At 63.5% G+C, this 26,200-nt stretch carries 20 protein-coding genes and 1 pseudogene; 13 read left to right on the forward strand and 8 right to left on the reverse strand.

Translation table 11 applies throughout. The features are described from left to right. Window positions 1-9: 9 nt before the first annotated feature. On the reverse strand, window positions 10-1,743 hold the full coding sequence (locus tag Q0687_RS18815) for a bifunctional protein-serine/threonine kinase/phosphatase (RefSeq protein ID WP_298879597.1): 1,734 nt from the start codon (window positions 1,741-1,743) through the stop codon (window positions 10-12). A gap of 86 nt (window positions 1,744-1,829) precedes the next feature. After that, window positions 1,830-2,669 (reverse strand): formate/nitrite transporter family protein, encoded by an 840-nt coding sequence (locus Q0687_RS18820; RefSeq protein ID WP_298879599.1) that lies wholly within the window; start codon window positions 2,667-2,669, stop codon window positions 1,830-1,832. A 681-nt stretch (window positions 2,670-3,350) separates the two neighbouring features. Between Q0687_RS18820 and Q0687_RS18825 the strand changes: the two genes are divergently transcribed. The 9 genes from Q0687_RS18825 (at window position 3,351) to Q0687_RS18865 (ending at window position 15,566) form a co-directional block, all read left to right on the forward strand. After that, window positions 3,351-4,733: an MFS transporter gene (locus tag Q0687_RS18825; protein ID WP_298879600.1), complete on the forward strand. Its 1,383-nt coding sequence runs from the start codon at window positions 3,351-3,353 to the stop codon at window positions 4,731-4,733. 123 nt (window positions 4,734-4,856) lie between these two features. Next, window positions 4,857-5,285 carry a globin family protein gene (locus Q0687_RS18830; protein ID WP_298879602.1) on the forward strand — a complete coding sequence of 143 codons (429 nt, stop codon included), beginning with the start codon at window positions 4,857-4,859 and terminating at the stop codon, window positions 5,283-5,285. A gap of 10 nt (window positions 5,286-5,295) precedes the next feature. Continuing rightward, window positions 5,296-6,513, forward strand: coding sequence for an FAD-dependent oxidoreductase (locus tag Q0687_RS18835; RefSeq protein ID WP_298879604.1), 1,218 nt, complete (start codon window positions 5,296-5,298; stop codon window positions 6,511-6,513). Between the two features lie 15 nt (window positions 6,514-6,528). Beyond that, window positions 6,529-9,237 carry a nitrate reductase gene (locus tag Q0687_RS18840; protein WP_298879606.1) on the forward strand — a complete coding sequence of 903 codons (2,709 nt, stop codon included), beginning with the start codon at window positions 6,529-6,531 and terminating at the stop codon, window positions 9,235-9,237. Between the two features lie 128 nt (window positions 9,238-9,365). Continuing rightward, complete coding sequence (locus Q0687_RS18845) at window positions 9,366-11,357, forward strand: methyl-accepting chemotaxis protein (RefSeq protein ID WP_298879608.1); 1,992 nt, start codon at window positions 9,366-9,368, stop codon at window positions 11,355-11,357. A 152-nt stretch (window positions 11,358-11,509) separates the two neighbouring features. Then, on the forward strand, window positions 11,510-12,406 hold the full coding sequence (locus Q0687_RS18850) for an SMP-30/gluconolactonase/LRE family protein (RefSeq protein WP_298879610.1): 897 nt from the start codon (window positions 11,510-11,512) through the stop codon (window positions 12,404-12,406). A gap of 52 nt (window positions 12,407-12,458) precedes the next feature. Continuing rightward, the gene (locus tag Q0687_RS18855) at window positions 12,459-13,298 is read left to right on the forward strand and encodes an aldo/keto reductase (RefSeq protein ID WP_298879612.1); all 840 of its coding nucleotides are present in this window, start codon (window positions 12,459-12,461) and stop codon (window positions 13,296-13,298) included. A 186-nt stretch (window positions 13,299-13,484) separates the two neighbouring features. Beyond that, window positions 13,485-14,426, forward strand: coding sequence for a DMT family transporter (locus Q0687_RS18860; RefSeq protein WP_298879615.1), 942 nt, complete (start codon window positions 13,485-13,487; stop codon window positions 14,424-14,426). A 60-nt stretch (window positions 14,427-14,486) separates the two neighbouring features. Beyond that, window positions 14,487-15,566: a zinc-binding dehydrogenase gene (locus tag Q0687_RS18865; RefSeq protein ID WP_298879618.1), complete on the forward strand. Its 1,080-nt coding sequence runs from the start codon at window positions 14,487-14,489 to the stop codon at window positions 15,564-15,566. Between the two features lie 115 nt (window positions 15,567-15,681). Here the strand turns inward: Q0687_RS18865 and ppk2 are convergent, their stop codons facing one another. After that, the gene (gene ppk2 / locus Q0687_RS18870; protein ID WP_298879620.1) at window positions 15,682-16,602 is read right to left on the reverse strand and encodes a polyphosphate kinase 2; all 921 of its coding nucleotides are present in this window, start codon (window positions 16,600-16,602) and stop codon (window positions 15,682-15,684) included. Between the two features lie 91 nt (window positions 16,603-16,693). Beyond that, window positions 16,694-17,155, reverse strand: a complete 462-nt coding sequence (locus Q0687_RS18875; RefSeq protein WP_298879623.1) for an Lrp/AsnC family transcriptional regulator — start codon at window positions 17,153-17,155, stop codon at window positions 16,694-16,696. Window positions 17,156-17,286: 131 nt separating this feature from the next. Between Q0687_RS18875 and Q0687_RS18880 the strand changes: the two genes are divergently transcribed. Continuing rightward, a complete protein-coding gene (locus Q0687_RS18880) occupies window positions 17,287-19,650 on the forward strand; it encodes a transketolase (protein WP_298879626.1) in 2,364 nt (787 codons plus the stop codon). Window positions 19,651-19,856: 206 nt separating this feature from the next. Next, a complete protein-coding gene (locus Q0687_RS18885; protein ID WP_298879627.1) occupies window positions 19,857-21,287 on the forward strand; it encodes an aldehyde dehydrogenase family protein in 1,431 nt (476 codons plus the stop codon). A 201-nt stretch (window positions 21,288-21,488) separates the two neighbouring features. On the opposite strand, the gene Q0687_RS18890 is transcribed toward Q0687_RS18885, so the two are convergent. After that, window positions 21,489-22,466: an SMP-30/gluconolactonase/LRE family protein gene (locus tag Q0687_RS18890; protein ID WP_298879628.1), complete on the reverse strand. Its 978-nt coding sequence runs from the start codon at window positions 22,464-22,466 to the stop codon at window positions 21,489-21,491. A gap of 89 nt (window positions 22,467-22,555) precedes the next feature. Between Q0687_RS18890 and Q0687_RS18895 the strand changes: the two genes are divergently transcribed. Both Q0687_RS18895 and Q0687_RS18900 read left to right on the forward strand, forming a co-directional pair. After that, on the forward strand, window positions 22,556-23,380 hold the full coding sequence (locus Q0687_RS18895) for an NAD(P)-dependent oxidoreductase (RefSeq protein ID WP_298879630.1): 825 nt from the start codon (window positions 22,556-22,558) through the stop codon (window positions 23,378-23,380). Window positions 23,381-23,549: 169 nt separating this feature from the next. Continuing rightward, on the forward strand, window positions 23,550-23,963 hold the full coding sequence (locus Q0687_RS18900) for a hypothetical protein (RefSeq protein ID WP_298879632.1): 414 nt from the start codon (window positions 23,550-23,552) through the stop codon (window positions 23,961-23,963). A 113-nt stretch (window positions 23,964-24,076) separates the two neighbouring features. Here the strand turns inward: Q0687_RS18900 and Q0687_RS18905 are convergent, their stop codons facing one another. The 3 genes and pseudogenes from Q0687_RS18905 to Q0687_RS18915 all read right to left on the reverse strand — a co-directional run bounded on the left by Q0687_RS18905 (window position 24,077) and on the right by Q0687_RS18915 (window position 26,026). Continuing rightward, entirely contained in the window at window positions 24,077-24,760 is a 684-nt protein-coding gene (locus Q0687_RS18905; protein ID WP_212424905.1) for a nitroreductase, read from the reverse strand. Window positions 24,761-24,840: 80 nt separating this feature from the next. After that, window positions 24,841-25,008: pseudogene (locus tag Q0687_RS18910) on the reverse strand (transcriptional regulator); the annotation flags it as partial. Window positions 25,009-25,096: 88 nt separating this feature from the next. Next, the gene (locus Q0687_RS18915) at window positions 25,097-26,026 is read right to left on the reverse strand and encodes a hypothetical protein (protein WP_298879637.1); all 930 of its coding nucleotides are present in this window, start codon (window positions 26,024-26,026) and stop codon (window positions 25,097-25,099) included. Window positions 26,027-26,200 lie beyond the last annotated feature (174 nt).

The following is a 26,200-nucleotide window of genomic DNA, read 5'->3' on the forward strand; positions in this document are numbered from 1 at the left end:
ATCATCACGCTAGCGCGCGTGCAGCAACGCGAGCAGGACCACGACGACGCAGGCCAGCGTCACGCTTGTCACCTTCCAGAACAGCAGCGGATTGCGCTCCAGCAAGGGCGTGGTCCGCGTGCCGAGATAGGCTGGATTGGGGTTCCGGAGCTCGTAAGTGAACTCCGGCAGGTCTTCGTGGCGCTTGTTGGGATCGGGATGCAGCGCTTTCCGGAGCGCGCCATCGATCCAGACCGGGACCGCGCGGTCATCGTGGCTGGCCGGACGATATCTGAGTTTCCACGCATCCGATCTTCCTCTGATGCGGGCGAGCTGGGCGCCATAGGGCAGGCTTCCGGTCAGCATCTGGTAGCAGATGCTCGCCAGTGAGAACATGTCCGACCGCGGCGAGCCGCCTTCGCCGAGAAAATATTCCGGCGCGGTGTACTGAACCGTGCCGAGGATCTCGGCATCATCAGGATTGGGTGCTGCCTCGACGACGCCGGCGACCTTGACCGCTCCGAAGTCGATGATCTTCGCCGTGCCGGTCTTGTCGATCAGGATGTTGTCGGGCCTCAAATCCTGATGCAGCATCTCCATGCGGTGGAAGGCGCGCAAGCCTGATGCGACCTGGTCGATGATGCCGCGCACGGTCTCGAGGTCGGGTCGCGGATTGTCCAGCATCCACTGCCTCAGCGTCTGCCCCTCGATGAACTCGGTGGCGACGTAGAGATAGTTGCGCCGCCTCGACCGTGAGCGCGGCTTCAGGACGTGGGGATTGTCGATCCGGCGCGCGATCCACTCCTCCATCAGGAAACGCTTCAGATAGGCGGGGTCGTCGCGCAGATCGATCGACGGAATCTTTAGCGCGACCATCTCCTCGCTCTCGGTGTCGACCGCGAGGTAGATGTGGCTGCGGCTAGAGGCATGCACTTCGCGGACGATGCGGTAACCGTCGAACAAGGCGCGCGGCTCCAGCAGCGGCGGCAGCGGCAGTTCGGCCGTGCCACCGAAAATATCGACCGAGCCGACTTGCGGCACTTCGTCGATACGCAGGATCTGCACGGTGATGTTGTCGTCGCTGCCGCGCCGATAGGCTTCCTCGACGATGGTTTGCGCGGCCGCGTCGAGATCGGCGGCAGACGCCGCGAGGGTGCTCGTGACGAAGCGATGATCGACGAATTCGTAGGCGCCGTCCGTTGCCAGCAGGAAGATGTCGCCAGGCTCGACCTGGACGGCCTGGTAATCGATTTCGATCTGCGGATTGATCCCGAGCGCGCGGCCGAGATAGGTCTGCTCGGACGAAACGATGATGCGGTGATCGTCGGTGAGCTGCTCGAGCGCCTTGCCGGCGACGCGGTAAATCCGGCAATCGCCGACGTGAAAGATGTGGGCCGTGGTCGACTTGATGACCATGGCCGTGAAGGTGCAGACGTAACCCTTGTCGCGATCGTAAGCATATTGGCTGCGCCGCGTTTCCGCGTGCAGCCAGGAGTTGGTCGCCTCCAGAACGCGCCGTGCCGAATTCTTCACCGTCCAGGATTCGGAGGTGCAGTAATAATCGGTCAGGAAGCTCTTGACCGCCGACTCGCTCGCGACCTGGCTCACCGCGCTGCTCGAGATGCCGTCGGCGAGCACGATTGCGATGCCCTTCAGGCTGAGCAGCGGCTCGGTCGGAATCAGCGCGCCGTGAAAGTCCTGGTTGACCGGCTTGCGGCCCTTGTCGGAGTGCTGCCCGATAGAAATCTTCAGCCCGCGGCTCATCCTCGCCACCAATGCAAAGGGAGCTTCACCTTAGCAGGCAAAGCTCCCTTGTCAGACAAGGCTTCCTCGCTCAAACAGCGATTGCTTTAGGCCGCAGCGCGCGGCTTGGCCTTCGCCGCCACTTCGCGCTTCGGCTTCGTCAGCACATGCGTGGTGTAGAGGGTCAGGCCGGTGAAGGCGAGGCCGCCGACGAGGTTGCCCAGCACGGTCGGGATCTCGTTCCAGATGAAATAGTCCAGGATCGAGAACTTGGCGTGCAGCATCAGGCCCGACGGGAACAGGAACATGTTCACCACGGAGTGCTCGAACACCATGTAGAAGAACACCAGGATCGGCATCCACATCGCGATCACCTTGCCCGGCACGGTGGTCGAGATCATCGCGCCGACGACGCCGGTCGAGACCATCCAGTTGCAGAGCATGCCGCGGATGAACAGCGTCGCCATGCCGGCGGCGCCATGGGCGGCGTAGCCGAGCGTGCGGCCTTCACCGATGTTGCCGATCGCCGTGCCGACCTTGTCGGGCTCCTGGGTGAAGCCGAAGGTCGTCACGAACGCCATCATGAAAGCCACGGTCAGCGCGCCGCCGAAATTGCCGATGAAGACCAGACCCCAGTTGCGCAGGACGCCGCCGAGCGTGACGCCGGGCCGCTTGTCGAGCAGCGCGAGCGGGGAGAGCACGAAGACGCCGGTCAGAAGGTCGAAGCCCAGCAGATAAAGCATGCAGAAGCCGACCGGGAACAGCAGCGCGCCGACGATCGGCTGGCCGGTGTTGACGTTGATGGTGACGGCGAACCACGCCGCGAGTGCCAGGATAGCGCCGGCCATGTAGGCGCGGATAACCGTATCCCGAGTGGACATGAAGATCTTGGATTCCCCAGCGTCCACCATCTTGGTGACGAATTCCGAAGGCGCGAGATACGACATCAGCCATTCCTTTGTGCGTGTGAAACTCGAGGCGCGACGGTTGCCGGAGCGCGCCCCGGTCAATCCGATGAACTGCACCCCGTGGGGCGGGAGCGAACTGGGCGATGTCGGCATGCACTGGGATAGCGTCACGATGACCGCGGTTCAGCGAACAGGCTTCGCTATCCTAGTGGCCGTCGGAAGCGCGATGCCCCAGGCTCACTGCAGTCATCGTTGACCTGCACGTTAAGAAGCAATCGATGTGCCAAAGGCGAGGCGGCCCGGGGCGGCTGTCTGGAGAGGGCTTCTGCCCCACATTTGCAGGCGATCGCGCCACGAAAATTGGCTCTCGTCGGCTGCCAAAGGGGGCCTGTGGCGAAAAGTCGGGCGGCTGCACAACTCTTGTGCGACGCACAATCAACGGGCGAATCAGCATTCAAGAATTGAGCGAGAAGCCGAAGTTTGATGCAATTATAGGCCTGTCTAAAAATCATCAATTTATATAACATATTGTTTTTGAACATGTTTTGTTTCGGGCCGCCGTTGGCACAAGGCTTGAATTACCAGTTCTGACGCCATCGACGCCGTCACAAGCAATCAACCAATCTGTGACACCGCCCAATCGGGGGCTTTCCCCGAGCGTGCCGCTTTGCGTCCGCGATTTGTCGGTGTCGCGCCTTCCTAGTGAAAGGGATTTTTCCAATGAGGGAAGACAGTCCGACCTGGATCTCAGAGTGGAGACCGGAGGATGAGGAGTTCTGGAATGCGACAGGCAAGACCATCGCCCGGCGTAACCTGATCTGGTCGATCGTGGCCGAGCATATCGGCTTCTCCGTGTGGCTGATCTGGAGCATCGTCGCGACCAAGCTGCCGCAGGCAGGCTTCCACTACTCGACTGATGAGCTGTTCCAGCTCGTGGCCGTCCCCGGCCTGATCGGCGCGTTGATGCGCTTCCCCTATACGTTTGCGGTGACGACTTTCGGCGGTCGCAACTGGACCATCTTCAGTGCGGCAATCCTGTTCATTCCGACGCTGTCGCTCGCCTACTTCGTGAGCCAGCCCGAGACGCCGTTCTGGCTGATGCTGCTGATCGCTTCTACGGCGGGCCTCGGCGGCGGCAATTTCGCCTCCAGCATGACCAACATCTCGTTCTTCTTCCCTGACAGGATGAAGGGCTCGGCGCTGGGCCTCAATGCCGCTGGCGGCAATATCGGCGTCTCCAGCGTGCAGCTCCTGACCCCGATCCTGATGACCCTCGGAATCATCAACCTGTTCCAGGCGAGCCCGGTCGGCGGTGTGTACTTGCAGAATGCGGGCCTGATGTGGGTGCTGCCGATCGCGATCGCGGTGTTCGGCGCGGTGTTCTTCATGAACAACCTGACCTCGGCCAAGTCGTCGGTGAAGAACCAGCTCGCGATCGTCAAGCGCAAGCACACCTGGATCATGGCCTATATCTACATCGGAACATTCGGCTCCTTCATCGGCTACTCTGCTGCGTTTCCGCTGCTGATCAAGACGCAGTTTCCGACGGTGACGATCTCGATCGCGTTCCTCGGACCTCTGGTCGGGTCGCTGGCACGCCCGCTCGGCGGCTGGCTCGCCGACAAGATCGGCGGCTCCGTCATCACCTTCTGGAATTTCATCGCGATGGCGGCGGCGACGATCGGCGTGCTCTACTTCGTCGGCCAGAAGGACTTCACCGGATTCCTCACGATGTTCCTGATGCTGTTCGTGACGACCGGCATCGGCAACGGCTCGACCTACCGCATGATCCCGTCGATCTTCCGCGAAGAAAACCTCTTCAAGGTGCGCGGCAAGGGCGATGCGGCGCGCGCGATGGCGCTGAAGACGGCAAGCATCGAGAGCGGTGCGGCGGTCGGCTTCATCGGCGCGGTCGGTGCCGTCGGCGGCTATTTGATCCCGAGCAGCTTCGGCAAGTCGATCGCCGCGACCGGCGGTCCGCAGGTCGCGCTCGCGATCTTCCTCGTGTTCTACGCCTCCTGCCTTGCTCTGACCTGGTGGTTCTACTTGCGTCGCGGCCCGCAGACTGAAGGCGCGCCAAGCCTTGCCGAAGCGCGCGTGTAGACACTTGGCATGAAACACGCTTCTCCCCGTACGCGGGGAGAAGCCGCTCTGATGACGTTTGACCCATGAACTTTTTCCGCAACGACGCGGACAAAGGCAGACCGAAACAGACAGGAGACCATCATGACGCCTGAGCAGATCGCCCTCGTGCAGCAAAGCTTTTCCAAGGTCGCACCGATTTCAGAAGCAGTCGCCGTGCTGTTCTACGACCGCTTGTTCGAAGTGGCGCCGTCCGTGCGCGCGATGTTTCCCGAGGACATGACCGAGCAGCGCAAGAAGCTGATGGGCATGCTCGCTGCTGTTGTTGGCGGCCTCTCGAATCTCGAAACGATTCTTCCCGCGGCCTCGGCGCTCGCCAAGCGTCACGTCGCCTACGGCGCCAAGGCCGAGCACTATCCCGTGGTCGGCGCGACCCTGCTGTGGACCCTGGAGAAGGGCCTTGGCGAGGCCTGGACGCCCGAACTTGCAACCGCCTGGACGGACGCTTACGGCGTGCTGTCCGGCTACATGATGTCCGAGGCCTACGGCGCAACTGCGCAGGCCGCCGAATAGGAGATGCCTTGTGAGTGAACCGCTCGTCATCGTCGGTAACGGTATGGCAGCCGCTCGTCTGGTCGACGAGCTCGCCAAGACCGCGCTCGGCCGCTACGCGGTCGCTGTGATCGGCGAGGAGCCGCGGCTCGCTTACAACCGCGTGCTGCTCTCATCCGTGTTGGCCGGCGAGACCGGCTCGCACGAGATCGAGCTCCGGCCGGCGGACTGGTGGCGTCATCGCGGCGTCACGGTGCGCTACGGCTATCGCGTCACCGAGATCGACACCGGCCGCCGCGAGCTCAAGATCGAGGGCGACGAGAGCATGGAATATTCCAAGCTCGTGCTCGCGACGGGATCGACGCCGCTGCGGCTCAGCGTGCCCGGCGCCGATCTCTCAGGCGTGCACACTTTTCGCGACACGCGTGACGTCGATCTGCTGCTGACGCTGGCGGCGGCGAAGAAGCGTGTCGTCGTGGTCGGCGGCGGCCTGCTCGGCCTCGAGGCGGCCTATGGCCTCGCCAAAGCCGGTGCGCCCGTGACTTTGCTGCATCTGATGGACCGGCTGATGGAGCGTCAGCTCGATGGGCCGGCCGCCGAGCTGCTCAAGACGCTGGTCGAGCGCAAGGGCATCCGCGTCATGCTCAATGCCTCGACCGACCGCATCCACGGCGAGCGCCATGTCGAAGCCGTGGAGCTGGCCGACGGCAGCCAGATCGAGGCGGACGCCGTGATCTTCGCTGCCGGCATCAGGCCCAACATTGCGCTCGCCAAGGACGCCGGCATCGCGGTCAACCGCGGCATCGTCGTCAACGATGTGATGCAGACGGCGTCTCCCGACATCTTCGCGCTCGGCGAATGCGCCGAGCATCGCGGCACCTGCTATGGACTGGTCGAACCCGCCTATGAGCAGGCACGCGTTCTGGCGCGGCATCTCGGCGGCCGCCCCGCCGCCTACCAGGGCAGCGTGGTGTCGACCAATCTGAAAGTATCCGGCGTCAGCGTGTTCTCGGCCGGCGACTTCATGGGCGGTGAGGGCAGCGAGAGCCTGGTCCTGTCGGACCGTCGGCGCGGCACCTACAAGAAGCTGGTGATTTCGGACGGATGCCTCACCGGCGCCGTGCTGATCGGCGACACGGCGGACGCGCTCTGGTACCTCGAGCTGATCCGCACCCGCGAGAAGATTGCCGCCATCCGCGCCGACATGATGTTCGGCCGCGCGCTCGCGCTTCCTTCCAAAGCTGCTTGATGGAGGCGGCTTGAGATGACCGTCATCGATCCCACGCTTCGCACCACCAAGACGACCTGTCCCTATTGTGGTGTCGGCTGCGGCGTGCTCGCAACGCCCGATGGCGCAGGTGGGGCTGCGATCGCGGGCGACCCCGACCATCCCGCCAATTTCGGCCGGCTTTGCTCGAAGGGCTCCGCGCTTGGCGAGACGGTCGGGTTGCAAGGCCGGCTGCTCTACCCGATGATCCGCTGCAAGGGCGTGCTCGAGCGCGTGGCCTGGAGCGATGCGCTCGACCATGTCGCGCATCGCATGAGGCACATCGTTGCGCGCGATGGCGCTGACGCGGTCGCGTTCTATTTGTCCGGCCAGCTCCTCACCGAGGATTATTACGTCGCCAACAAGCTGATGAAGGGCTTTGTCGGCACCGCTAATGTGGACACCAATTCGCGCCTCTGCATGTCGTCCTCGGTCGCCGGCCACCGCCGCGCCTTCGGCGCCGACACCGTGCCTGGCAGCTATGAGGATCTCGACCAGGCCGATCTGCTGGTTTTCGTCGGTTCGAACGCCGCCTGGTGTCATCCGGTTCTGTTCCAGCGCATGCTCAAGAACCGCGCGGAGCGCGGCGCGCGGATGATCGTGATCGATCCGCGACGCACCGACACCGCAAGCGACGTCGATCTGTTCCTTGGCCTCAAGCCCGGTACCGACACCGCGTTGTTCTCCGGCCTGTTCGTCTATCTCGCCGACAGCGGTGCGCTGGACCAGGACTATATAGCGCGCAATACTTCAGGCTTCGACGACGCGCTGGCGCGGGCGCGCAACATCGCCGGAAGCATCATTGCGACTGCGCTTGCGACCGGCCTCTCCGAGCAGGACGTCGCCACCTTCTTCAGGATGTTCCGCGACACGACGCGCGTGGTCACGCTGTACTCCCAGGGCGTCAACCAGTCGGCGCAGGGCACCGACAAGGTCAACGCGATCCTGAATTGCCATCTCGCCACCGGCCGCATCGGCAAGCCCGGCGCCTCGCCGTTCTCGCTCACCGGGCAGCCCAATGCGATGGGCGGCCGCGAGGTCGGCGGCCTCGCCAATATGCTGGCCGCGCATATGAGCTTCACGCCACCCGATATCGACCGGGTCAGGCGGTTCTGGAAGGCGCCGCGCATCGCGACCCATGAAGGGCTGAAGGCGGTGCAGCTGTTCGAGGCGATCAACCGCGGCGAGGTCAAGGCGCTGTGGGTGATGGGCACCAATCCCGCGGTGTCGATGCCCGACGCCGATGTCGTGCGCGAGGCGCTGAAGAAGCTCGAGCTGTTCGTCGTGTCCGAGAACGTGCTCGCCAACGATACGGTCGAAGCCGGCCCGCACGTGTTGCTGCCGGCGCTGGCGTGGGGCGAGAAGTCGGGCACGGTGACCAACTCCGAGCGCCGCATCTCGCGCCAGCGTTCGTTCCTGCCCGCGCCCGGCGAGGCGCGGCCGGACTGGTGGATCCTCAGCGAGACCGCCAAGCGTCTCGGCTTCGGCGACAGTTTTAATTACAAATCCGCTGCCGAGATTTTCCGCGAGCACGCCGCGCTCTCGGCCTTCGAGAACGATGGCAGCCGCGACTTCGACATTGGCGCGCTGACGTCGCTATCCGACGAGGATTTCGACGCTCTGAAGCCGGTACAGTGGCCGGCGCGCGAAGGCGCAGAACCGAAACAGCGGTTCTTCGCGGGGGGTGGCTTCTTCACCAACGACGGCAAGGGACGCTTCGTTGCGCCCGAGGTGCCGGCGCTGCGCGGCGAGACCGGCCCGTCGCGGCCCATGAGGCTCAATAGCGGGCGCATCCGCGACCAGTGGCACACCATGACGCGTACAGGCCTCAGTCAGCGGCTGGGCGCGCACCTGCCCGAGCCCTTCGTCGAGATCCATCCCGGCGATGCCAGCAAATACGGCATTGCTCACGACGGTTATGCCCGCATTACCACCGACTACGGTCAGTGTATCCTGAAGGTCGTCGTCAGCGAACGGCAGCAGCGCGGTACGCTGTTCGTGCCGATCCACTGGAGTGCGATGAACGCTTCGCATGGGCGCGTCGGAGCTCTGGTGCAGTCCTTCACCGATCCGTTCTCGGGGCAGCCGGAAACGAAGGCGACGCCAGCCGCGATCGCGCCTTATGAATTCGTCTTCCGCGGTTTTGCGCTGTCGCGAAAACAGTTCAATCTGCCGCCAAACCTGCTGTGGACACGCGTCACGGTCAGCGGCGGCTTCGGCTATCTCTTTGCCGACAACGCTGACCTGTCGCGCTGGCCGGCCTGGCTCGAGAGTGTCGCCGGCGAGGATGTGGCAGAGTACCGCGATTTCGGCGGCGGCGTTTTCCGCGCGGCTTCGTTTTCGGGCGACCGTATCGAGACCTGTCTGTTCGTCGGCCCCGCGCATGATGCCGGCGACTGGGAGGTGGTGAAGAGCCTTTTCGCGGCCGATCGCGTCACCGACGATCAGCGCCGGATGCTCTTGTCCGGCAGGTCCAGCGAAGGTGCCGCCTCGACCGGCCCGATCGTCTGCGCCTGCTTCGGCGTCGGCCGAGGCACCATTTGCGAGACCATCGTATCAGGCGCGCGCACGACGGCCGAGATCGGCGCAAAACTCAAGGCCGGCACCAATTGCGGCTCCTGCATCCCCGAACTGAAGCGCCTGATTGCGACAACGGAAATAGTCGCAGCGGCTGATGAGGCCAAGCTGGCGGGCGCGGCCGGGTAGGTCGCGTCCGGCACCCCATTTTGGGTATCGGCCGGGAGCCGGCTAACTGATGGTTGCCAGAATTTTAAGCAATTCCCGCTAACGTGCATTAATTCTTACAAATTGATACTCGTTAGGGCTGGAAACGCATGTTGAGCAGACTTCGGTTGGCGCGCCGCTTTCAATCCGGCACGAGCAAAGTCCATCTTGGTCTGCGAACGCAGGTCCTTCTGCTGGGTGTCACCGGCGTGGTCGTGGTCGGCATGATCTATCTTGCCGGCCGGCAGATCGAAGACCGGAGCCGCGCTGTAGCCGATCGCTTCACGAAGCTGGAGTCAGAGACGGCACGTCTGTCCGAGAGCCTGCTTCAGGGCCGCGAGATCGCAACCGGCTTTCTTCAGAAGCCCAACGACAAGAAGGTGGCCGCGCATGACGAGACGATGCGAGCCGCGACCGCTCATTTGACGGGAGTCGAGGAGATTGCCGGCGCGCTGCCCGAGGACGATCCGCTGCGCAAGGCGCTGTCATTCCGTCCGGTCATCAGCAGTTATGCCACCCGCTTCTCCAACGTTGTCGCCGCCCAGAAGCTCGTCGGCTTCAACGAGAATGACGGTCTCCAGGGCAAGCTCCGCGCGGCCGTGCATTCGGTCGAGAGCAAGCTCAAGACCTTCGACCAGCCGAGGCTTGCTGTCCTGATGCTGATGATGCGGCGGCATGAGAAGGATTTCATGCTGCGCGGCGACGACAAATACAGCGACGAGCTGGTCAAGCGCGTCGGCGAGTTTTTGCCCGAGCTTGCGAAAGCCGATTTGCCCGACGATGCCAAGGCCGAGATCAGGAAGCTGATCGACAGCTACAAGGGCAGCTTCCTCGCCTTCTCCGCCGGCCAGAGCACGCTGAACGACGAGGCAGAGGATCTGGCGCAGATCTACGACCGGCTGCGGCCCAATCTCGAGGGCGTCAGAAACGCAGCTGGCGCACGGCTCGATGCTGTCAGGGACGAGCTTCTGGTCGTGCAGCGCTATGTCGTCTGGTCCATCGGCATCACCATCATCGTGATGATCGCCACGGCGTTCTGGTTTGGGCGCCGGCTCACGGCGCCGCTCACCCGCATGGTCAGCGCGATGGAGCACCTTGCTGATGGTGATCTCGATCGTCCGATCGAGCGCATCGATCGCCAGGACGAGATCGGCAAGATCTCGTCCTCGCTCTCCGTCTTCCATCACAAGCTGCTCGAGAACCGACAATTGTCCGAGGCTCGCGAGCAGGCCAAGCGTGATGCGGATGTCCAGCGCAGGCAGGGCATGCTCGAGATCGCCGATCGTTTCGAGGCCGCGGTCGGCAATATCGTCGATGCCGTCACAGCGGCGTCCTCCGAAATCGAGCTCGCCTCGAACGGATTGTCCAATACGGCGGAGGCGACCAACGCCTTGTCGACGACGGTTGCTGCCGCGTCGGGGCAATCCTCGGCAAGTGTTCAGTCGGCGGCCGCGGCGTGCCAGGAGATGGTCACCTCGGTCGGCGAAGTCGGTCGCCGCGTCGCGCAGTCGCACGAGGTCGCGCTCGCCGCTGTCGCGCAGGCCAACCGGACCAACAGCCAGATTGATGCGCTCTCGCAGACGGCAGACCGCATCGATGAGGTCGTGCGGATGATCTCGGCCGTGGCCGGGCAGACCAATCTGCTGGCGCTGAACGCGACGATCGAGGCGGCGCGCGCCGGCGAGGCGGGCCGGGGCTTTGCGGTCGTCGCCTCAGAGGTGAAGGCACTGGCTGGTCAGACCGCGAAAGCGACCGACGAGATCGGCCGCCAGGTCGCGCAGATTCAATTGGCCACGCGGCAGTCGGTCGACTCCATCAAGGAGATCGGTGGCACCATCGAATCCATGGCGGACATCGCCTCCTCGATCGCGGCCGCGGTGGAACAACAGGGCGCTGCCGCGCAGGCAATCGCCCGCGACGTTCAGCACGCCGCGCAAGGCGCCTCCGAAGTGTCGACCAGCGTCGAGAATGTCAGGCGCGGCGCCTCCGAAACCGGCGCGGCCGCCGGCCAGGTCCATGGCGCGGCGCTCGCTCTGCTCGACGAGAGCAAGCGACTTGGCAGCGAAGTCGAACAGTTCCTGGCGACGGTGCGTGCGGCTTGAGTTGCGCTCGGGAGCTGGCTCTCTGCTCCGTCATTGCGAGCACAGCGACGATAGTGGTGAGGGCGATGGGCTGCCATGATCCGCGTGCCGGTCGACGCCCATAGTGTTGTCGCTTATGTTGTTGCACCTCAGCCAACAGCGACAACTAAAAAATGTACCTGGAAACGCCGCCGCGCCTGATCGAAGCCAGAATCTTCTCGGCCATGCCCGACACATTCCGCCGCAAGGGTGTGCGGACGGATTGGGCCGATGCCAACCGGCCGGGCGCGCCGACGGATAGCTTTATCGAAGGTCCGTCCTTCGACAAGGATGGCCATCTCTACATCGTCGACATCCCGTTCGGCCGCATCTTTCGCATCGCGCCTGATGGTGTTTGGTCGCTCGCCATCGAATATGAGGGCTGGCCGAACGGGCTGAAGATCGCGGCTGACGGCCGCATCCTGATCGCCGACTACATGCACGGGATCATGGAGTTTGATGACAAGACTGGCCGCATCAAGCCCATCCTCACCTCGCGCAATTCGGAGTCGTTTCGCGGCTGCAACGACCTGCATCTCGCTTCCAACGGCGACATCTATTTCACGGACCAGGGACAGACCGGGCTGCACGATCCCACCGGCCGGGTCTATCGGCTGGCGGCGAACGGCCGCCTCGATCGTCTGATCGACACCGGCATCAGCCCGAACGGGTTGGTGCTCGATCCCACCGAGACCGTGCTGTTCGTGGCGATGACGCGCGACAACGCGGTGTGGCGGTTGCCGTTGATGAAGGATGGCGCCGTCTCGAAGGTCGGCCGATTCTGCTCGTTGTTCGGCACATCAGGCCCTGATGGCATGACCATGGATGCAAAGGGCCGCCTGTTCGTCGGCCACGCCTCGCTCGGCCACGTCTTCGTGTTCGCGCCGAACGGCGAGCTGATCGCGCGGATCAAGTCATGCGCCGGGCCGAACTGCACCAATGTCGCCATCGGTGGCGCGAACAGCGATCGGCTCTATATCACGGAGTCGGCGACCGGCTGCGTGCTCGTCGCCGACATCAGTGGACTGTAGTTCTTTACCGCTCCCCGCGTGCGGGAAAAGAAAATCGACGATTGGAACAAACATGAACAAGCGTCCCTTCGGCAAAACCGGCGCCAACGTCTCCGTCATCGGGCAGGGCACCTGGTATCTCGACCATGGCGACCGCAGGCGCGCGATCGCGGCGCTGCAGCGTGGGCTCGATCTCGGCATGACCCATATCGACACGGCCGAGATGTACGGCGATGCCGAGCTCGTCATTGCCGATGCGATTGTCGGCCGCCGCGACGAGGTGTTCCTGGTGTCGAAAGTGTTGCCGAGCAACGCCTCGCGGCGCGGCACCATCACGGCCTGCGAGCGCTCGCTGAAGCGGCTGAAGACGGATCGGCTCGATTGCTATTTGCTGCACTGGCGCGGTTCGTATGATCTTGAAGACACCGTCGCCGCATTCGAGGAGCTGGTGAAATCAGGCAAGATCAAATCCTGGGGCGTCTCCAATTTCGACGCCGACGATCTCGACGAGATTCTCGAGGTTGCAGGCGAAGGCAAGATTGCCTGCAATCAGGTGCTCTATCATCTTAAGGAGCGCGCGATCGAGCACGCGGTGATCCCGTGGTGCGAGCGGCACGGTGTTGCCGTCGTCGCCTATTCGCCGTTCGGGCACGATGATTTTCCGGACGAGCGTAGCAAGGCCGGCGCGGTGCTGGCGCGCATTGCGGAGGCGCGTCGTGCGACACCGCGCCAGGTCGCGCTGAGCTTCCTCACCCGTGCGACTACGGTGTTCGCGATCCCGAAGGCGTCGTCTGCGGAACATGCCGGCGAAAATGCCGCAGCAGGCGATCTCGTGCTGACGAACGACGAGATCTCGGCACTGGATGCGACGTTTCCGCGCGGCCCGAAGCCGCGCGGCCTGCCCATGCTGTAGCGCACAAACTCGCAATATTAACGGGGCGTTGACGCGCGTGGACGTCAGCGCATATCGGCATCCTGTTTTCGGAAGTTGTGAACGCGGCGCATTTGTCGTTTTTATAGACCGTCTCGATTCGCAATTTCCCCAGGTCTACCAGTGACACCGCCGCCCGCCGTAGCCGCAAGGCTCGACAGTATTCCCATGCCCTTGCCGGAAAAGAAGCAGGAGGCTCGCCGCGCGCCTTCGCGTGTCGATCATCCCTTCAAGGGCATCGCGCTGGTGCTGCTGTCGACGGTGTTCCTCGGCTGCTCCGACGTCACGGCGAAATATCTCTCGTCGAGCCTGCCATCGATCGAGATCACCTGGATCCGCTTCCTCACCTTTGCGCTGATGTTCACGCCGGTGATGCTGCCGGGCTCGCCACTGCACGCGATGCGCACCGAGCGTCTCGGGCTGCAATTGATGCGCGGCGTCGCACTGCTCGGCTCCTCGCTGTTCTTCATCACCGGCCTGCGCTTCCTGCCGATCGCGGAAGCCTCTGCCACCGGCTTCGTCTCGCCGCTGTTCGTCACCGCGCTCTCGATCATCTTCCTCAGCGAGAAGGTCGGCATGCGACGCTGGATCGCCACCGCGATCGGCCTCGTGGGCGTGATGATCATCCTGCGTCCGGGTTCGAACGCGTTCCACGTCGCCGCCTTCTTCCCGATTGTCTCGGCGTTCTGCTGGGCCGCCGCGCTGATCATGACGAGGATGATGAGCGGTCGCGAGGCCGTGCTCACCACAATGGCATACTCGGCTCTTACGGGCGTCGCGATCCTCAGCGTGATGGTGCCGTTGGTCTGGGTCACGCCGAGCTGGACCGCAATCGGGCTCGGCATCTTGATCGGCCTTGCCTCCACCGTCGGGCAGTGGATCATCGTGCTCGCCTATCGCTATGGCGACGCCTCGGTGCTGGCGCCGTTCTCCTACACGCAATTGCTGTGGGTCAGCATTTTGGGCTTCTTCCTGTTCGGTGAAGTGCCCGATGTCTGGACCGTCACGGGTGCGGCCTTCATCGTCGCCAGCGGTCTCTACATCGCCCATCGCGAGCGCGTCCGCCGCGCCCAGCTTTTGGTGCAGGCGGCGCGGTCTCCGAACCCCTGACGCAAGTTCGCGCGTCCTGATACGTGCTATCAACGGTTCCAACATTTTGGGAGGAGCCGGATGCGCGCTGCGATTTTCAGGAACGGTGAGATTGTCGTCGGTCAGATGGCCGAGCCGAAGCCCGGCCCGGGCCAGGTGCTGGTCAAGACGCTCGCCTGCGGCATCTGCGGTTCCGACCTGCATGCGCGCCAGCACGCGCCGCGGATGGTCGAGATGGCGAAGAAGACCGGGCGCACGCCGATGGATCTGTCGCGCGATGTCGTGTTCGGCCACGAGTTCTGCTGCGAGATCCTCGATTATGGCTCTGGCACCGCGCGAAAACTCAAGCCGGGCACGCATGTGTGCTCGCTGCCCGCCTTGCTGACGTCCGAGGGCATCAAGGGTATCGGCTATTCCAACGACTTTATCGGCGGCTATGCGGAGCGGATGCTGCTCAGCGAGCCGCTGCTGCTGGAAGTGCCCAACGGCCTTGCGCCGGAACATGCCGCATTGACCGAGCCGCTGGCGGTCGGCGTTCACGCGGTCGAAAAAGCCAACATCAGGGGCGGCGAGGTTCCTCTGGTGATCGGCTGCGGCCCGGTCGGGCTTGCCGTGATCGCGGCGCTGAGGATCAAGGACTTGCATCCGATTGTCGCCGCCGACTATTCACCGTCGCGGCGGGCGCTCGCCGCAAAGCTCGGTGCCGATATCGTCGTCGATCCCAAGGTGGCGCAGCCCTATGCGACCTGGGCCGAGCACGCTCAGATGTCGGAGGCGGAGAAGGCGGCGCGGTCGCCGTTGCAGGCCATGCTGCCGGCGCTGAAGCCCGCGGTCATTTTCGAATGCGTCGGCGTGCCCGGGCTGCTGCAGCAGGTGTTCGAGGGCGCGCCGCGCGATGCCAAGATCGTCGTGGTCGGCGTCTGCATGGAGAGCGACAGAAACGAGCCCATGCTCGGCATCATGAAAGAGCTCAACGTCCAGTACGTGCTCGGTTACACGCCGGAGGAATTTGCAGCCTCGCTTCGGCTGATCGCGGAAGGGCAAGTGGATGCGGCGGCGATGGTGACGGAGGAAGTCGGCATCGACGGTGTCGCAAAGGCCTTCGCCGATCTCGCCAACCCCGAAGCGCACACCAAGATCATCGTGCAGCCGTGGAGATGAGGTGGCGTAGGGTGGGCAAAGGCGCAGGGCGCCGTGCCCACCATGCATCTGCTTGATTGGTCAGAGTGGTGGGCACGCTACGCTTTGCCCACCCTACGGGACCTCCGAGACCTTCTCAGTACTTCGCAGGCACGTACATCTCCGACGGGATCGGGCCCCGGTGATAGTCGGGATTGCGCACGCGCGCCGGCAGCACCACCGACGCATGCGCCACGTCCTGGTACGGGATCTGGCTGAGCAGATGCGAGATGCAGTTGAGGCGCGCGCGCTTCTTGTCGACGGCATCGACGATCCACCATGGGCTGTCAGGCAGATGCGTGTGCTCCAGCATCGTCTCCTTGGCCTTGGTGTAGGCCTCCCAGCGGCTGCGGGCCTCGACGTCCATCGGGCTCAGCTTCCACTGCTTGAGCGGATCCTTGATACGCATGCTGAAGCGGAACTGCTGCTCGTCATCCGTGATGGAGAACCAGTATTTGACCAGGATGATGCCGGAGCGGATCAGCATCCGCTCGAACTCCGGCACGGTCTGGAAGAACTCCTGGTACTGTTCCTCGGAGCAGAAGCCCATCACGCGCTCGACGCCGGCGCGGTTGTACCAGCTGCGGTCGAACAGCACGATCTCGCCGCCGGCGGGCAGGTGCGATACGTAGCGCTGGAAATACCATTGCGTGCGCTCGCGCTCGCTCGGGGCGGGCAGCGCCGCGACGCGGCAGATGCGGGGATTGAGGCGCTGGGTGATGCGCTTGATGACGCCGCCCTTACCGGCGGAGTCGCGCCCCTCGAACAGCACCACGACTTTCTTCTTCTCGCTGTGCACCCAGTCCTGAAGCTTGACGAGTTCGCCCTGAAGACGGAGCAGCTCCCGGAAATAGAGCCTGCGATCGGCCGTCGGACCGACCGCGTCGGTCTCGTCCAAGAGCTCGTCGAGACGGGCGTCATCCAGCTCCATCTCCAGCTCCTCGTCGAGATCATCGGTCATTTCCCGGATGATGCGCTCGCGTTTGGCCATTTCAGGGGTGCGGTCGGATGCAGTCATGGGTCTCTTCTCTTTCGGCAGGACTACCTGTCGCCCCCGACCATCTGCGGGGTTTATTGCGACCATGTGACAGCGGTGGCCCGGTAGGCCGTCAGACCGGCAGCGCGATCGAATATTTGACCTGGCTGAGCGCAAAGCTCGACTCGATCGAGGCGATGCCGTCGAGCCGTGTCAGTTTTGTCTTCAGAAAGGTCTCGTAGGAGGCGAGGTCTGCTGCAACCACACGGAGCAGATAGTCGCGGTTGCCGGTCATCAGATAGCACTCTAGCACCTCGTCCCATTTCGAGATCGCGCGAGCGAAGCGATTGAGGTCCTCCTCTTTCTGCCGCGCCAGCTTGATCGAGATGAAGACGCTGACATGCAGGCCGAGCGCCTTCTGGTCGACGGTCGCGATATAGCGCGAGATCACGCCGCGCTCTTCCAGCAGCTTGACCCGGCGATGGCAGGGCGAGACGGAGAGCCCGACCTTGTCGGCAAGCTCCTGCATGGTCATCCGGCTGTCGTTCTGGAGATGGAAGAGGATCTTGCGGTCGATGGCGTCGAGCTCGGTCATTGGGATAAAACCTGTATATCATGGCCTGATCTTGGTATGCTATCCTAATATCGGCGGGTATGACGCGAAAGATTGAGAAATCTGGCGCCGCCGCCAGGGGTATGATCCGCCTTATTTTCCGGAGCATCGCCATGCCCGTCGATTCCGCGCGTCTCGAGACCCTGACAGCCCTCAGCCGCAAGGCGCTATGGCTGTCGTCATGGACCATCCACCACGCCAACCATGTCCGCTCGAATTCGGATGGGCTGAAGGTCGGCGGCCACCAGGCATCATCGGCCTCGCTCGCCACCATCATGTCGGCGCTGTATTTCCACGTGCTGCGACCTGAGGATCGCGTCGCGGTGAAGCCGCATGCGAGCCCCGTGTTCCACGCCATCCAGTATCTGTTCGGTCGGCAGAGCCGCGAGAAGCTGGAGAACTTTCGCGGCTTCAAGGGCGCGCAGTCCTATCCCTCGCGCACCAAGGATGTCGACGACGTCGACTTCTCGACCGGTTCGGTCGGCCTCGGCGTGGCGCAGACGCTGTTCGCCTCGTTGGTGCAGGACTACGTCAAGGCGCATGGCTGGATGAAGGACCGCCGCGAAGGGCGGATGATTGCCCTCGTCGGCGACGCCGAGATGGACGAGGGCAATATCTTCGAGGCGCTCGCCGAGGGCTGGAAGCACGGCCTGCGCAACACCTGGTGGGTGGTCGACTACAACAGGCAGTCGCTCGATGCCGTCGTGCGCGAAGGCCTCTGGGAAAAGTTCGAGACCATGTTCCGCAATTTCGGCTGGGACGTCGTCATCGTGAAATATGGCCGCCTGATGCGGGAGGCCTTTGCCGAACCGGGCGGCGAGGCGTTGAAGTGCTGGATCGACAATTGCCCGAACGCGCTCTACGCCGCGCTGTGCTTCCAGGGCGGCGCCGCCTTCCGCAAGCATCTGCATGACGAGATCGGTGACCAGGGCCCGATCACTGCACTGATCGACAAGCGCAGCGACGAGGAGCTGCTCGCGCTGATGTCGAACCTCGGCGGTCACGACATGGCCAGCATGGTCGAGGCGTTCGAATCGATCGATCACGATCGTCCGGTCTGCTTCATTGCCTACACCATCAAGGGCGTCGGCTTGCCGTTCCAGGGCCACAAGGACAACCATGCCGGCCTGATGACTGTTACGCAGATGGAGAAATATCGCGAGAGCCAGAACATCCGCCCCGGCCACGAATGGGACAAGTACGAGGGCCTGACGCAGAGCGCCGCCGAGCTCGACGCCTTTCTCGCGCGCGTGCCGTTCAACAAGGACGGCCGCCGGCTGACCGCGCCCGTCGTCGAGGTGCCCGCCCAGCTCGCGTTCAAGCCCTCGCCGCAGATGTCGACGCAGCAAGGCTTTGGCCTCGTGCTGAACGAGATCGCGCGCGGCGACAGTGAGCTGGCAAAACGCATTGTCACGACCTCGCCCGACGTCACGGTGTCGACCAATCTCGGCCCGTGGGTGAACCGGCGCGGCCTGTTCGCCAATGCGGCGAAGGCGGACTTATTCCGCAGCGAGAAAATTCCCTCGACCTACAATTGGGACGCCTCGCCCAAGGGCCAGCATCTCGAGCTCGGCATTGCCGAGATGAACCTGTTCATCATGCTCTCGGCGCTCGGTCTGTCGCACCAGATCAACGGCGCGCGGCTGTTGCCGGTCGGCACGCTCTATGATCCCTTCATCGAGCGCGGCCTCGATGCGCTCAATTATGCCTGCTACCAGGATGCGCGCTTCATGGTGGCGGCGACACCGTCGGGCATCACGCTGGCGCCGGAGGGCGGCGCGCACCAGTCGATCGCAACGCCGTTGATCGGCATGGCGCAGGATGGGCTCGCCTCGTTCGAGCCTGCCTTCGTCGACGAGCTCGCCGTGATCATGGGTTGGGGTTTTGAGCACATGCAGCGCGATCCGGGCGAGGGCGGCTCGGTCTATTTGCGGCTCTCGACGCGCAGCATCGAGCAGGCGCAGCGCATCATGACGCCGGAGTTGCAGCAGGGCATCACCGACGGCGCCTATTGGCTGCGCAAGCCCGGCCCCAATGCCGAGGTCGTGATCGCCTATACCGGCGCGGTGGCGCCGGAGGCGATCGAGGCCACCGGCTTTATCGGCGAGAACAGGCGCGACATCGGCCTGCTCGCCATCACCTCGGCCGATCGCCTCCATGCGGGTTGGACCGCCGCGCGGAAAATGCGGCGTGATCGGCGCGGCGTGCAGCATCTCAGCCATATCGAACAACTGCTGGCGCCGCTGCCGCGCGACTGCGGCATCGTGACCGTGATCGACGGCCATCCCTCCGCGCTCGGCTGGCTCGGCAGCGTCCGCGGCCATCGCGTCGAGGCGCTTGGCGTCGAGCAGTTCGGCCAGACCGGCAGCATCACGGACCTTTATCGTCACTACGGCATCGACGCGAATGCCATCATCGATGCGGCGGAAAGCCTTACCGCGGGCGCGCCGGTGTTGCATCGGAAAATGGCGGTGTAGTCGGGGCAACTGCGTCGTCGTTCCGGGTTCGGCTCTTCGAGCCGCTCCGGAATGACGACACGGCCACCTTGCCACGTTCCCGCCATCGGCTCATATAACCTCCACCCGCGGCAACGCTGGCCCCGCATATGGCGGGTTCAATTGCCGGCGCTTTCGTGCAAGGATGCCTGCCGAAACGCCCCCTAAGCCCCAAGAAGAGGTTAACGATGGTCAATCGCATGCAATTCTACATCGACGGTGCCTGGGTCGATCCCGCCGTCAAGAAGTCCACTCCGGTCGTCAATCCCGCGACGGAAGAGGCGATGTACGAGGTTGCGCTGGGCTCCAAGGCCGACGTCGACAAGGCGGTTGCTGCCGCCAAGCGCGCCTTCGCAACCTTCTCCCAGACCAGTCGCGAGGAGCGCGTCGCGCTGCTCAGCAAAATCATTGAGGTCTACAAGACCCGCATCAAGGAGATCGGCGCCGCCGTCTCCGACGAGATGGGCGCGCCGCTGCCGATGGCGGAAAAGCTCCAGGCCGGCGCTGGCCTTGGCCATCTCATGACCACGCTCGACGTGCTCAAGAACTATCATTTCGAGGAGCCCGTCGGCACCGCCATGGTGCTGCGCGAGCCGATCGGCGTGGTCGGCATGATCACGCCCTGGAACTGGCCGCTCAACCAGATCGCCTGCAAGGTCGCGCCCGCGCTCGCCGCCGGCTGCACCATGATTTTGAAGCCGTCGGAGTTCACGCCCACCTCGGCGCTGATCTTCGCCGAGATCCTTCATGAAGCCGGTGTTCCCAAGGGCGTGTTCAACCTCGTCAACGGCCTCGGCCCCGAGGTCGGCGCCGCCATGAGCGAGCACCCCGACATCGACATGATCTCCTTCACCGGCTCGACCCGCGCAGGCATCGACGTTGCCAAGCGCGCCGCACCCACGGTGAAGCGCGTCAGCCAGGAACTCGGCGGCAAGTCGCCGAACGTCATCCTCGAAGGCGCCGACCTCACCAAGGCGGTCACCGGCGGCGTGATGCACATGTTCAACAACTCCGGCCAGTCCTGCAACGCGCCATCGCGCATGATCGTGCCGCTGTCCAAGATGAAGGAAGTCGCTGCGATCGCGAAGGCCGTCGCCGACAAGACCAAGGCCGGTGATCCGCGCGGCGACGGCACCACCATCGGCCCGGTCGTCAACCGCGGCCAGTGGGACAAGATCCAGGCGCTGATCAAGAAGGGCATCGACGAGGGCGCAACGCTCGTCGCCGGTGGTCCTGGCCTGCCCGAAGGCGTCAACAAGGGCTTCTATGTCCGTCCGACCATCTTCGCCGATGTCACCCCTGACATGACGATTTCGCGCGAAGAAATCTTCGGACCGGTGCTGACCATCATCGGCGCCAAGGACGAAGCCGACGCCGTGCAGATCGCCAACGACACGCCGTATGGTCTCGCCGGCTACGTCACCGGTGCTTCGGTCGAGGACGCCAAGCGTGTCGGCCGCCAGATCCGCGCCGGCAACGTCAATCTCCAGGGCGTGCCCAACGACCGCACCGCGCCGTTCGGCGGCTACAAGCAGTCGGGCAACGGCCGCGAGTGGGGCAAGTACGGCCTCGAGGACTTCCTCGAAGTGAAGGCCGTCGCCGGCTTCAACGCGGCGTAAGTCTCAGCGATTGAACGAACAAGACGCCAGAGCGGGAAACCGCTCCGGCGTTTTTCGTTTTTGGTGAGGCGTCTCGGCAACGCAAGCTGCCGTAGGGTGGGCAAAGGAGCGAAGCGACGTGCCCACGATCTCGCGCGACGATCAAGAGAGGGTGGGCACGCTTCGCTTTGCCCACCCTACGGCACCGTCCTCGTGGCGCGCCTATCCCCCGACCGCGCCCTGTGTATTCACATACAGTGCGTAGATCGACTGGCTTGCTGCCATGAACAGGCGGTTGCGCTTGACGCCGCCGAAGCAGAGATTGGCGCAGCGCTCGGGCAATGCGATACGCCCGATCATGACGCCGTCGGGCGCGAACACCACGACGCCGTCGAGCTCGGGATCGCCCATGCCCCAGCCGCACCAGAGATTGCCGTCGATGTCGACGCGGAATCCGTCCGGCGTGCCGGGGCCGGCATCGACGAACACGCGCTTGTTCGAAAGCTTGTCACCGGAAGGCGAGACGTCATAGGCGAGAATTTTGCGGGTCGGCACGCCGCGGGATTCGATGAGGTAGAGGATTTTCTCGTCCGGCGAGAAGGCGAGCCCGTTCGGTCCGAGCACACCCTCTGCGACGACGGTGGCTTTGCGGGTCTCCGGGTCGAGCCTGTAGACGTTCATGTCGATCTCGCTCTCGGCCTTGTAACCCTCATAATTGCCGAGCAGGCCGAAGATGGGATCGGTGAACCAGATCGAGCCGTCCGATTTAACAACGACATCGTTCGGCGAGTTCAACCGTTTGCCGTTGAATTGATCCATCAGCACGGTGATCTCGCCGTCGTATTCGGTGCGGGTGACGCGGCGCCCGCCATGCTCGCAGGTGACCAGCCGACCCTGGCGGTCGCGGGTATTGCCATTGGCGAAATTGGAAGGCTTGCGGAACACGCTGACGGCGCCGGTCTCTTCCTCCCATTTGATGATGCGCTGGTTCGGGATGTCGCTGCACAAGAGATAGCGCCCGTCGCCGAACCACACTGGGCCCTCGGCCCAGCGCAGGCCGGTCGCCAGCCGCTCTACCGCCGACAGTTTCAGCCAGTATTTTTCGAAGCGGGGGGCGAGTGCTTTTATCGCGGGGTCCGGGTAATAGGTCGCCGGCCGCCAGCCTGGCCGCTCCTGGGTGTGGGACGATGCCTCATTCATGTCGGTTCTCTCGTTTCGTTCCCTCTGGACAATCCTGCTATCATTAGGGACACGTGACCGCAAATCGGTCGCCAAAGACGAGGAAAGACATGTCGCGAATCTTGATGACGGGAGCTTCGGGCGGGATCGGAACGCGCCTGCGAAAACTGCTGCCGCCGATCTATCCGGACCTCCTGCTCAGCGACATCCGTCCGCCGAAGGATCTCGGGCCGAACGAGCAGTTCAAGGCCGCGGACCTGTCGGACCTCGCGCAAGTCGAGGCGATCTGCGAGGGCGTCGACGGCATCATCCACTTCGGCGGCTATTCGGTCGAAGGGCCGTGGAACGACATTCTCCAGGCCAATATCATCGGCTGCTACAATCTGTTCGAGGCCGCGTACCGCAAGGGCGTCAAGCGCGTGGTGTTCGCCTCGTCGAACCACACGGTCGGCTTCTATCCACGCCACCGCAGGATCGACACCGACGTCACCGTGCGGCCTGACGGACGTTACGGTGTCAGCAAGGTGTTCGGCGAAGCGGTCGGCTCGCTCTATGCCGACAAGCATGGGCTGAAGGTCACCAGCATCAGGATCGGCAATTGCGACGAGCGGCCGCTCGACCATCGCCGCATTGCGATGTGGCTGATGCCGGAAGACCTGGTGCAGCTCTGCCGTATCGGGCTCGAGCATCCCGACATTCATTATGAGGTGTTCTACGGCGTGTCGCTGAACGAACGCGCCTGGTGGGATAACCACCGCGCCTACGAATTCGGCTATCGCCCGATCGGCCGCTCCGAGGATCACGTGGCCCACGCCATGGCCGAGCAGGCCAAGCTGAAGCCGGACCCGATCGGCGATCATTTCCAGGGCGGCGCGTTCTGCAGCAATGAGTTCGATGGTGATACCAGCCGGATCATCGACTGGAATAAGCGGTAACGTTTGTCGTTATGGCCGGGCTCGTCCCGGCCATCCACCTTGCCTCGCGGCGCAAAGAACGTGGATGCCCGGGACAAGCCGGGCATGACGGTCCGTTGATGTAGATCAACGTCACTGCTGGCATCATCTGGCTCTCGATTTTTGTGATCGCTATTCGAGAGCTACCACAATGAAAATTAAATTGTCAGTCTTCGCGATCCTAGCGCTGACCGTGTCGGGACCAGTGCGAGCTGCACCGCTCAATGACGCCGAAGCGACGTTCCTCGACCAGCTCGTCACTGCGGCTGCGGTGGTGGAGCAACGCTGCGTCGGCTTTGAGGCCGATGGCGCGGGCGGCGTTCAACTCGGCGCCCGGCTGCTCGGCAGCCCCAACGCGGCGATGGCCATGATCGACGCCTTCTCCGCAGCGATAAAGGCTCACGACGGCGAAAGCTACGATCCCGGCAAGTTCCGCCCCGAGGTGTTCGACGCTGCAAGCAAGACGATCAAGCGCGTCCTGGCGGATCTGGTCAGGGACCCGAAGGGGGCCTGCGCCGATTATGGGGGTGCCAGCGTGAATCGCGGCCTGTTGAGGCGCTACTGACCTGGCCCTGAAAGCCCCTGCGCGAATATCGTCAGGCCCTGCGGATCGGGCCTCCCGAACGGCGAACGACTCTGACGAGATTGATCCGGTGCAGCCACGAGCTCTGGCTGCTCCTAGGCTCCGCTCGCAAATCCAACGAAAGTCGTCGCTTCATCGACCGACTTGCGCTCGGATATGACGGCATTGGCAGGAAAGCTGTGATCAGGCCAGCCGAGCGCGATGCTTTTCATGATCACCTGATCATCCGCGATCCCGGCATGTTCGCGCACGACGGGAGATTGCATGATACCCTGGCTGTTGATAACGGCTCCAAGCCCCCGCGACCAGGCCGCGTTGACGAGCGCGGTCGCCACCGCGCCACAGTCGAAAGCAGTGTCGTCGCTGGACGCCAACTGGCGATCGTAGGTTATAATCACGCACACAGGCGCGTCGAACTGACGAAAGCCGCGCAGGACCCAGTCTTGCCGCTGCTGCTTGTCGTCTCGCGCAATTCCCATGGCGCTGAACAACTGCTTGGCAACACCAATCTGGCGTTCGCGATGCACACCCTCGAAAGCCTGTCCGGTTCGAAATTCGCGCGAGTGCGGCACTCCCGCCAGATTGCGCTCGGTGTTGCCCTGACGGATGCGATCCAGCGGTGCTCCGGTGATGACGTAGAAATTCCACGGCTGGGTATTCATCGACGACGGCGCGCGCATGGCCAGCGCCAGAATTTCCTTGATCAATTCCGGCGGGACAGGGTCGGGCTTGTAACCGCGAATGCTTCGGCGGCCGAGAATGACGTCATCAAATTCCATTTTGCGCAATTCCTGAAATTGGCGTGAGGCTGCGTTTTCTCTCACAGTTTTGATCGTGTCTAGTCTGCCGAGCTCGAGCGCTAGCTCTCCTCTTCCGCAATCCTTGCCAGATAATCCGCCTTGCTGAACTGCATGTGATCGACACACAACTGCGCCAGTGCCCAGCTGTCGCGTCCTTTCAGCAGCTCGATCATCAGCTCATGCTGCCGCCGCGACAGCGCGAGACCGTCGCGGTCCGCGAGGTTCTTTTGCGGAATCCGGAGAGCGCCTGCATCGCCTACGGCAACGCCAGCGTAGACCGCGGTCTCCTGAAGCGTTGCTGATCGGCATCCGGCATCAGCCGGCGGCGATGTCCCGCCTGATCTTTTGCAACCGCGTGAAAGCCGCCCACGCCTTTGGATAATCGACGTCCCTGGGATCGATGGCCAGCAACGCGCGGCATGCTTCGTTGATGTCCTCCGCAGAAGGACGCATCGCGATGTCGGCCAACGCCTCCGCCTGTTTCCAGCGGTCCTCAACGTCATCAGCGAGTTTCAGTGCTTCGGGCGGGGTTCGTTTCCGGGTTGGCTTCGCAAGCGGGTGATCCCCAGGGAATTTGGGCCATGCGGCGGGCGGCCGCTCGGCCTGCCGCTCATTCTCCTTGGCTGCCTCGCGCGTACCGGCCGGGTTTGGCTGTGGTCTGTTAGCGGCATCCGGCGGAACGGTTCGGGTGGCCAGTTCGCGGACCTGCTGCTCCATTGTCCCACCAGACGAGGAGCCGCCCGCCGAGGGCGCGGGCGCGGTCAGCACGGGCGCGACCGAGGTCAGTCCTTCAGGGGCGACTTGCTGAATGACTTTTGCCGCCGACGCCAGCCCGGGCGACACAGCCGGTCGCTGCTGCGCGACCTTGTCCTTTCCAGTGGGGCAGGGCCTGTATCCGGATTGATAGTAAGTGATCCGAGCGTCGTCATCGATGCGGGCATAATCGACCGCCACGGTGTAGACGAACGCGGCGTTGACGGAGTGGCCGGACTTGTCCGTTGCGCTCACGGCACCGCAAACATACCTCGCGGCGTCGGCCTCGACCGAACGCAATGTGCCGAATTGAGCCGAGTCCGGATTGATCAGCGCATGTCGGACGGCTGCTCGGGCCTTCCTGTGTTCGGGGGAGAGCGTGCTGATCAAAGCGTCTGCGTTGATGAAGTCCGGCTGGTAGTACAACCCATACTCAATGGCGAAAAATGCTCCGCCGAAAGCGACGGCGATCAGGAGACCGGGTACATTCATGTGATGGTTCCGGGCATGGGAACCCGGCATGGTTGTTATTGGTTGACAACACCATCTGCGAGAGCATCATTTAACAACCCGTTAAAAGGTTGTGCGACGAAATGACTTCCACCAAAAGGATTAGTGAGCCGGAGCGGACGAGTTCTGCCGGTTCCCTTTTCGGCAGGATCTCTA

The organism is uncultured Bradyrhizobium sp. (assembly GCF_936928535.1).
In the GTDB taxonomy this organism is placed as follows: Bacteria; Pseudomonadota; Alphaproteobacteria; order Rhizobiales; family Xanthobacteraceae; genus Bradyrhizobium.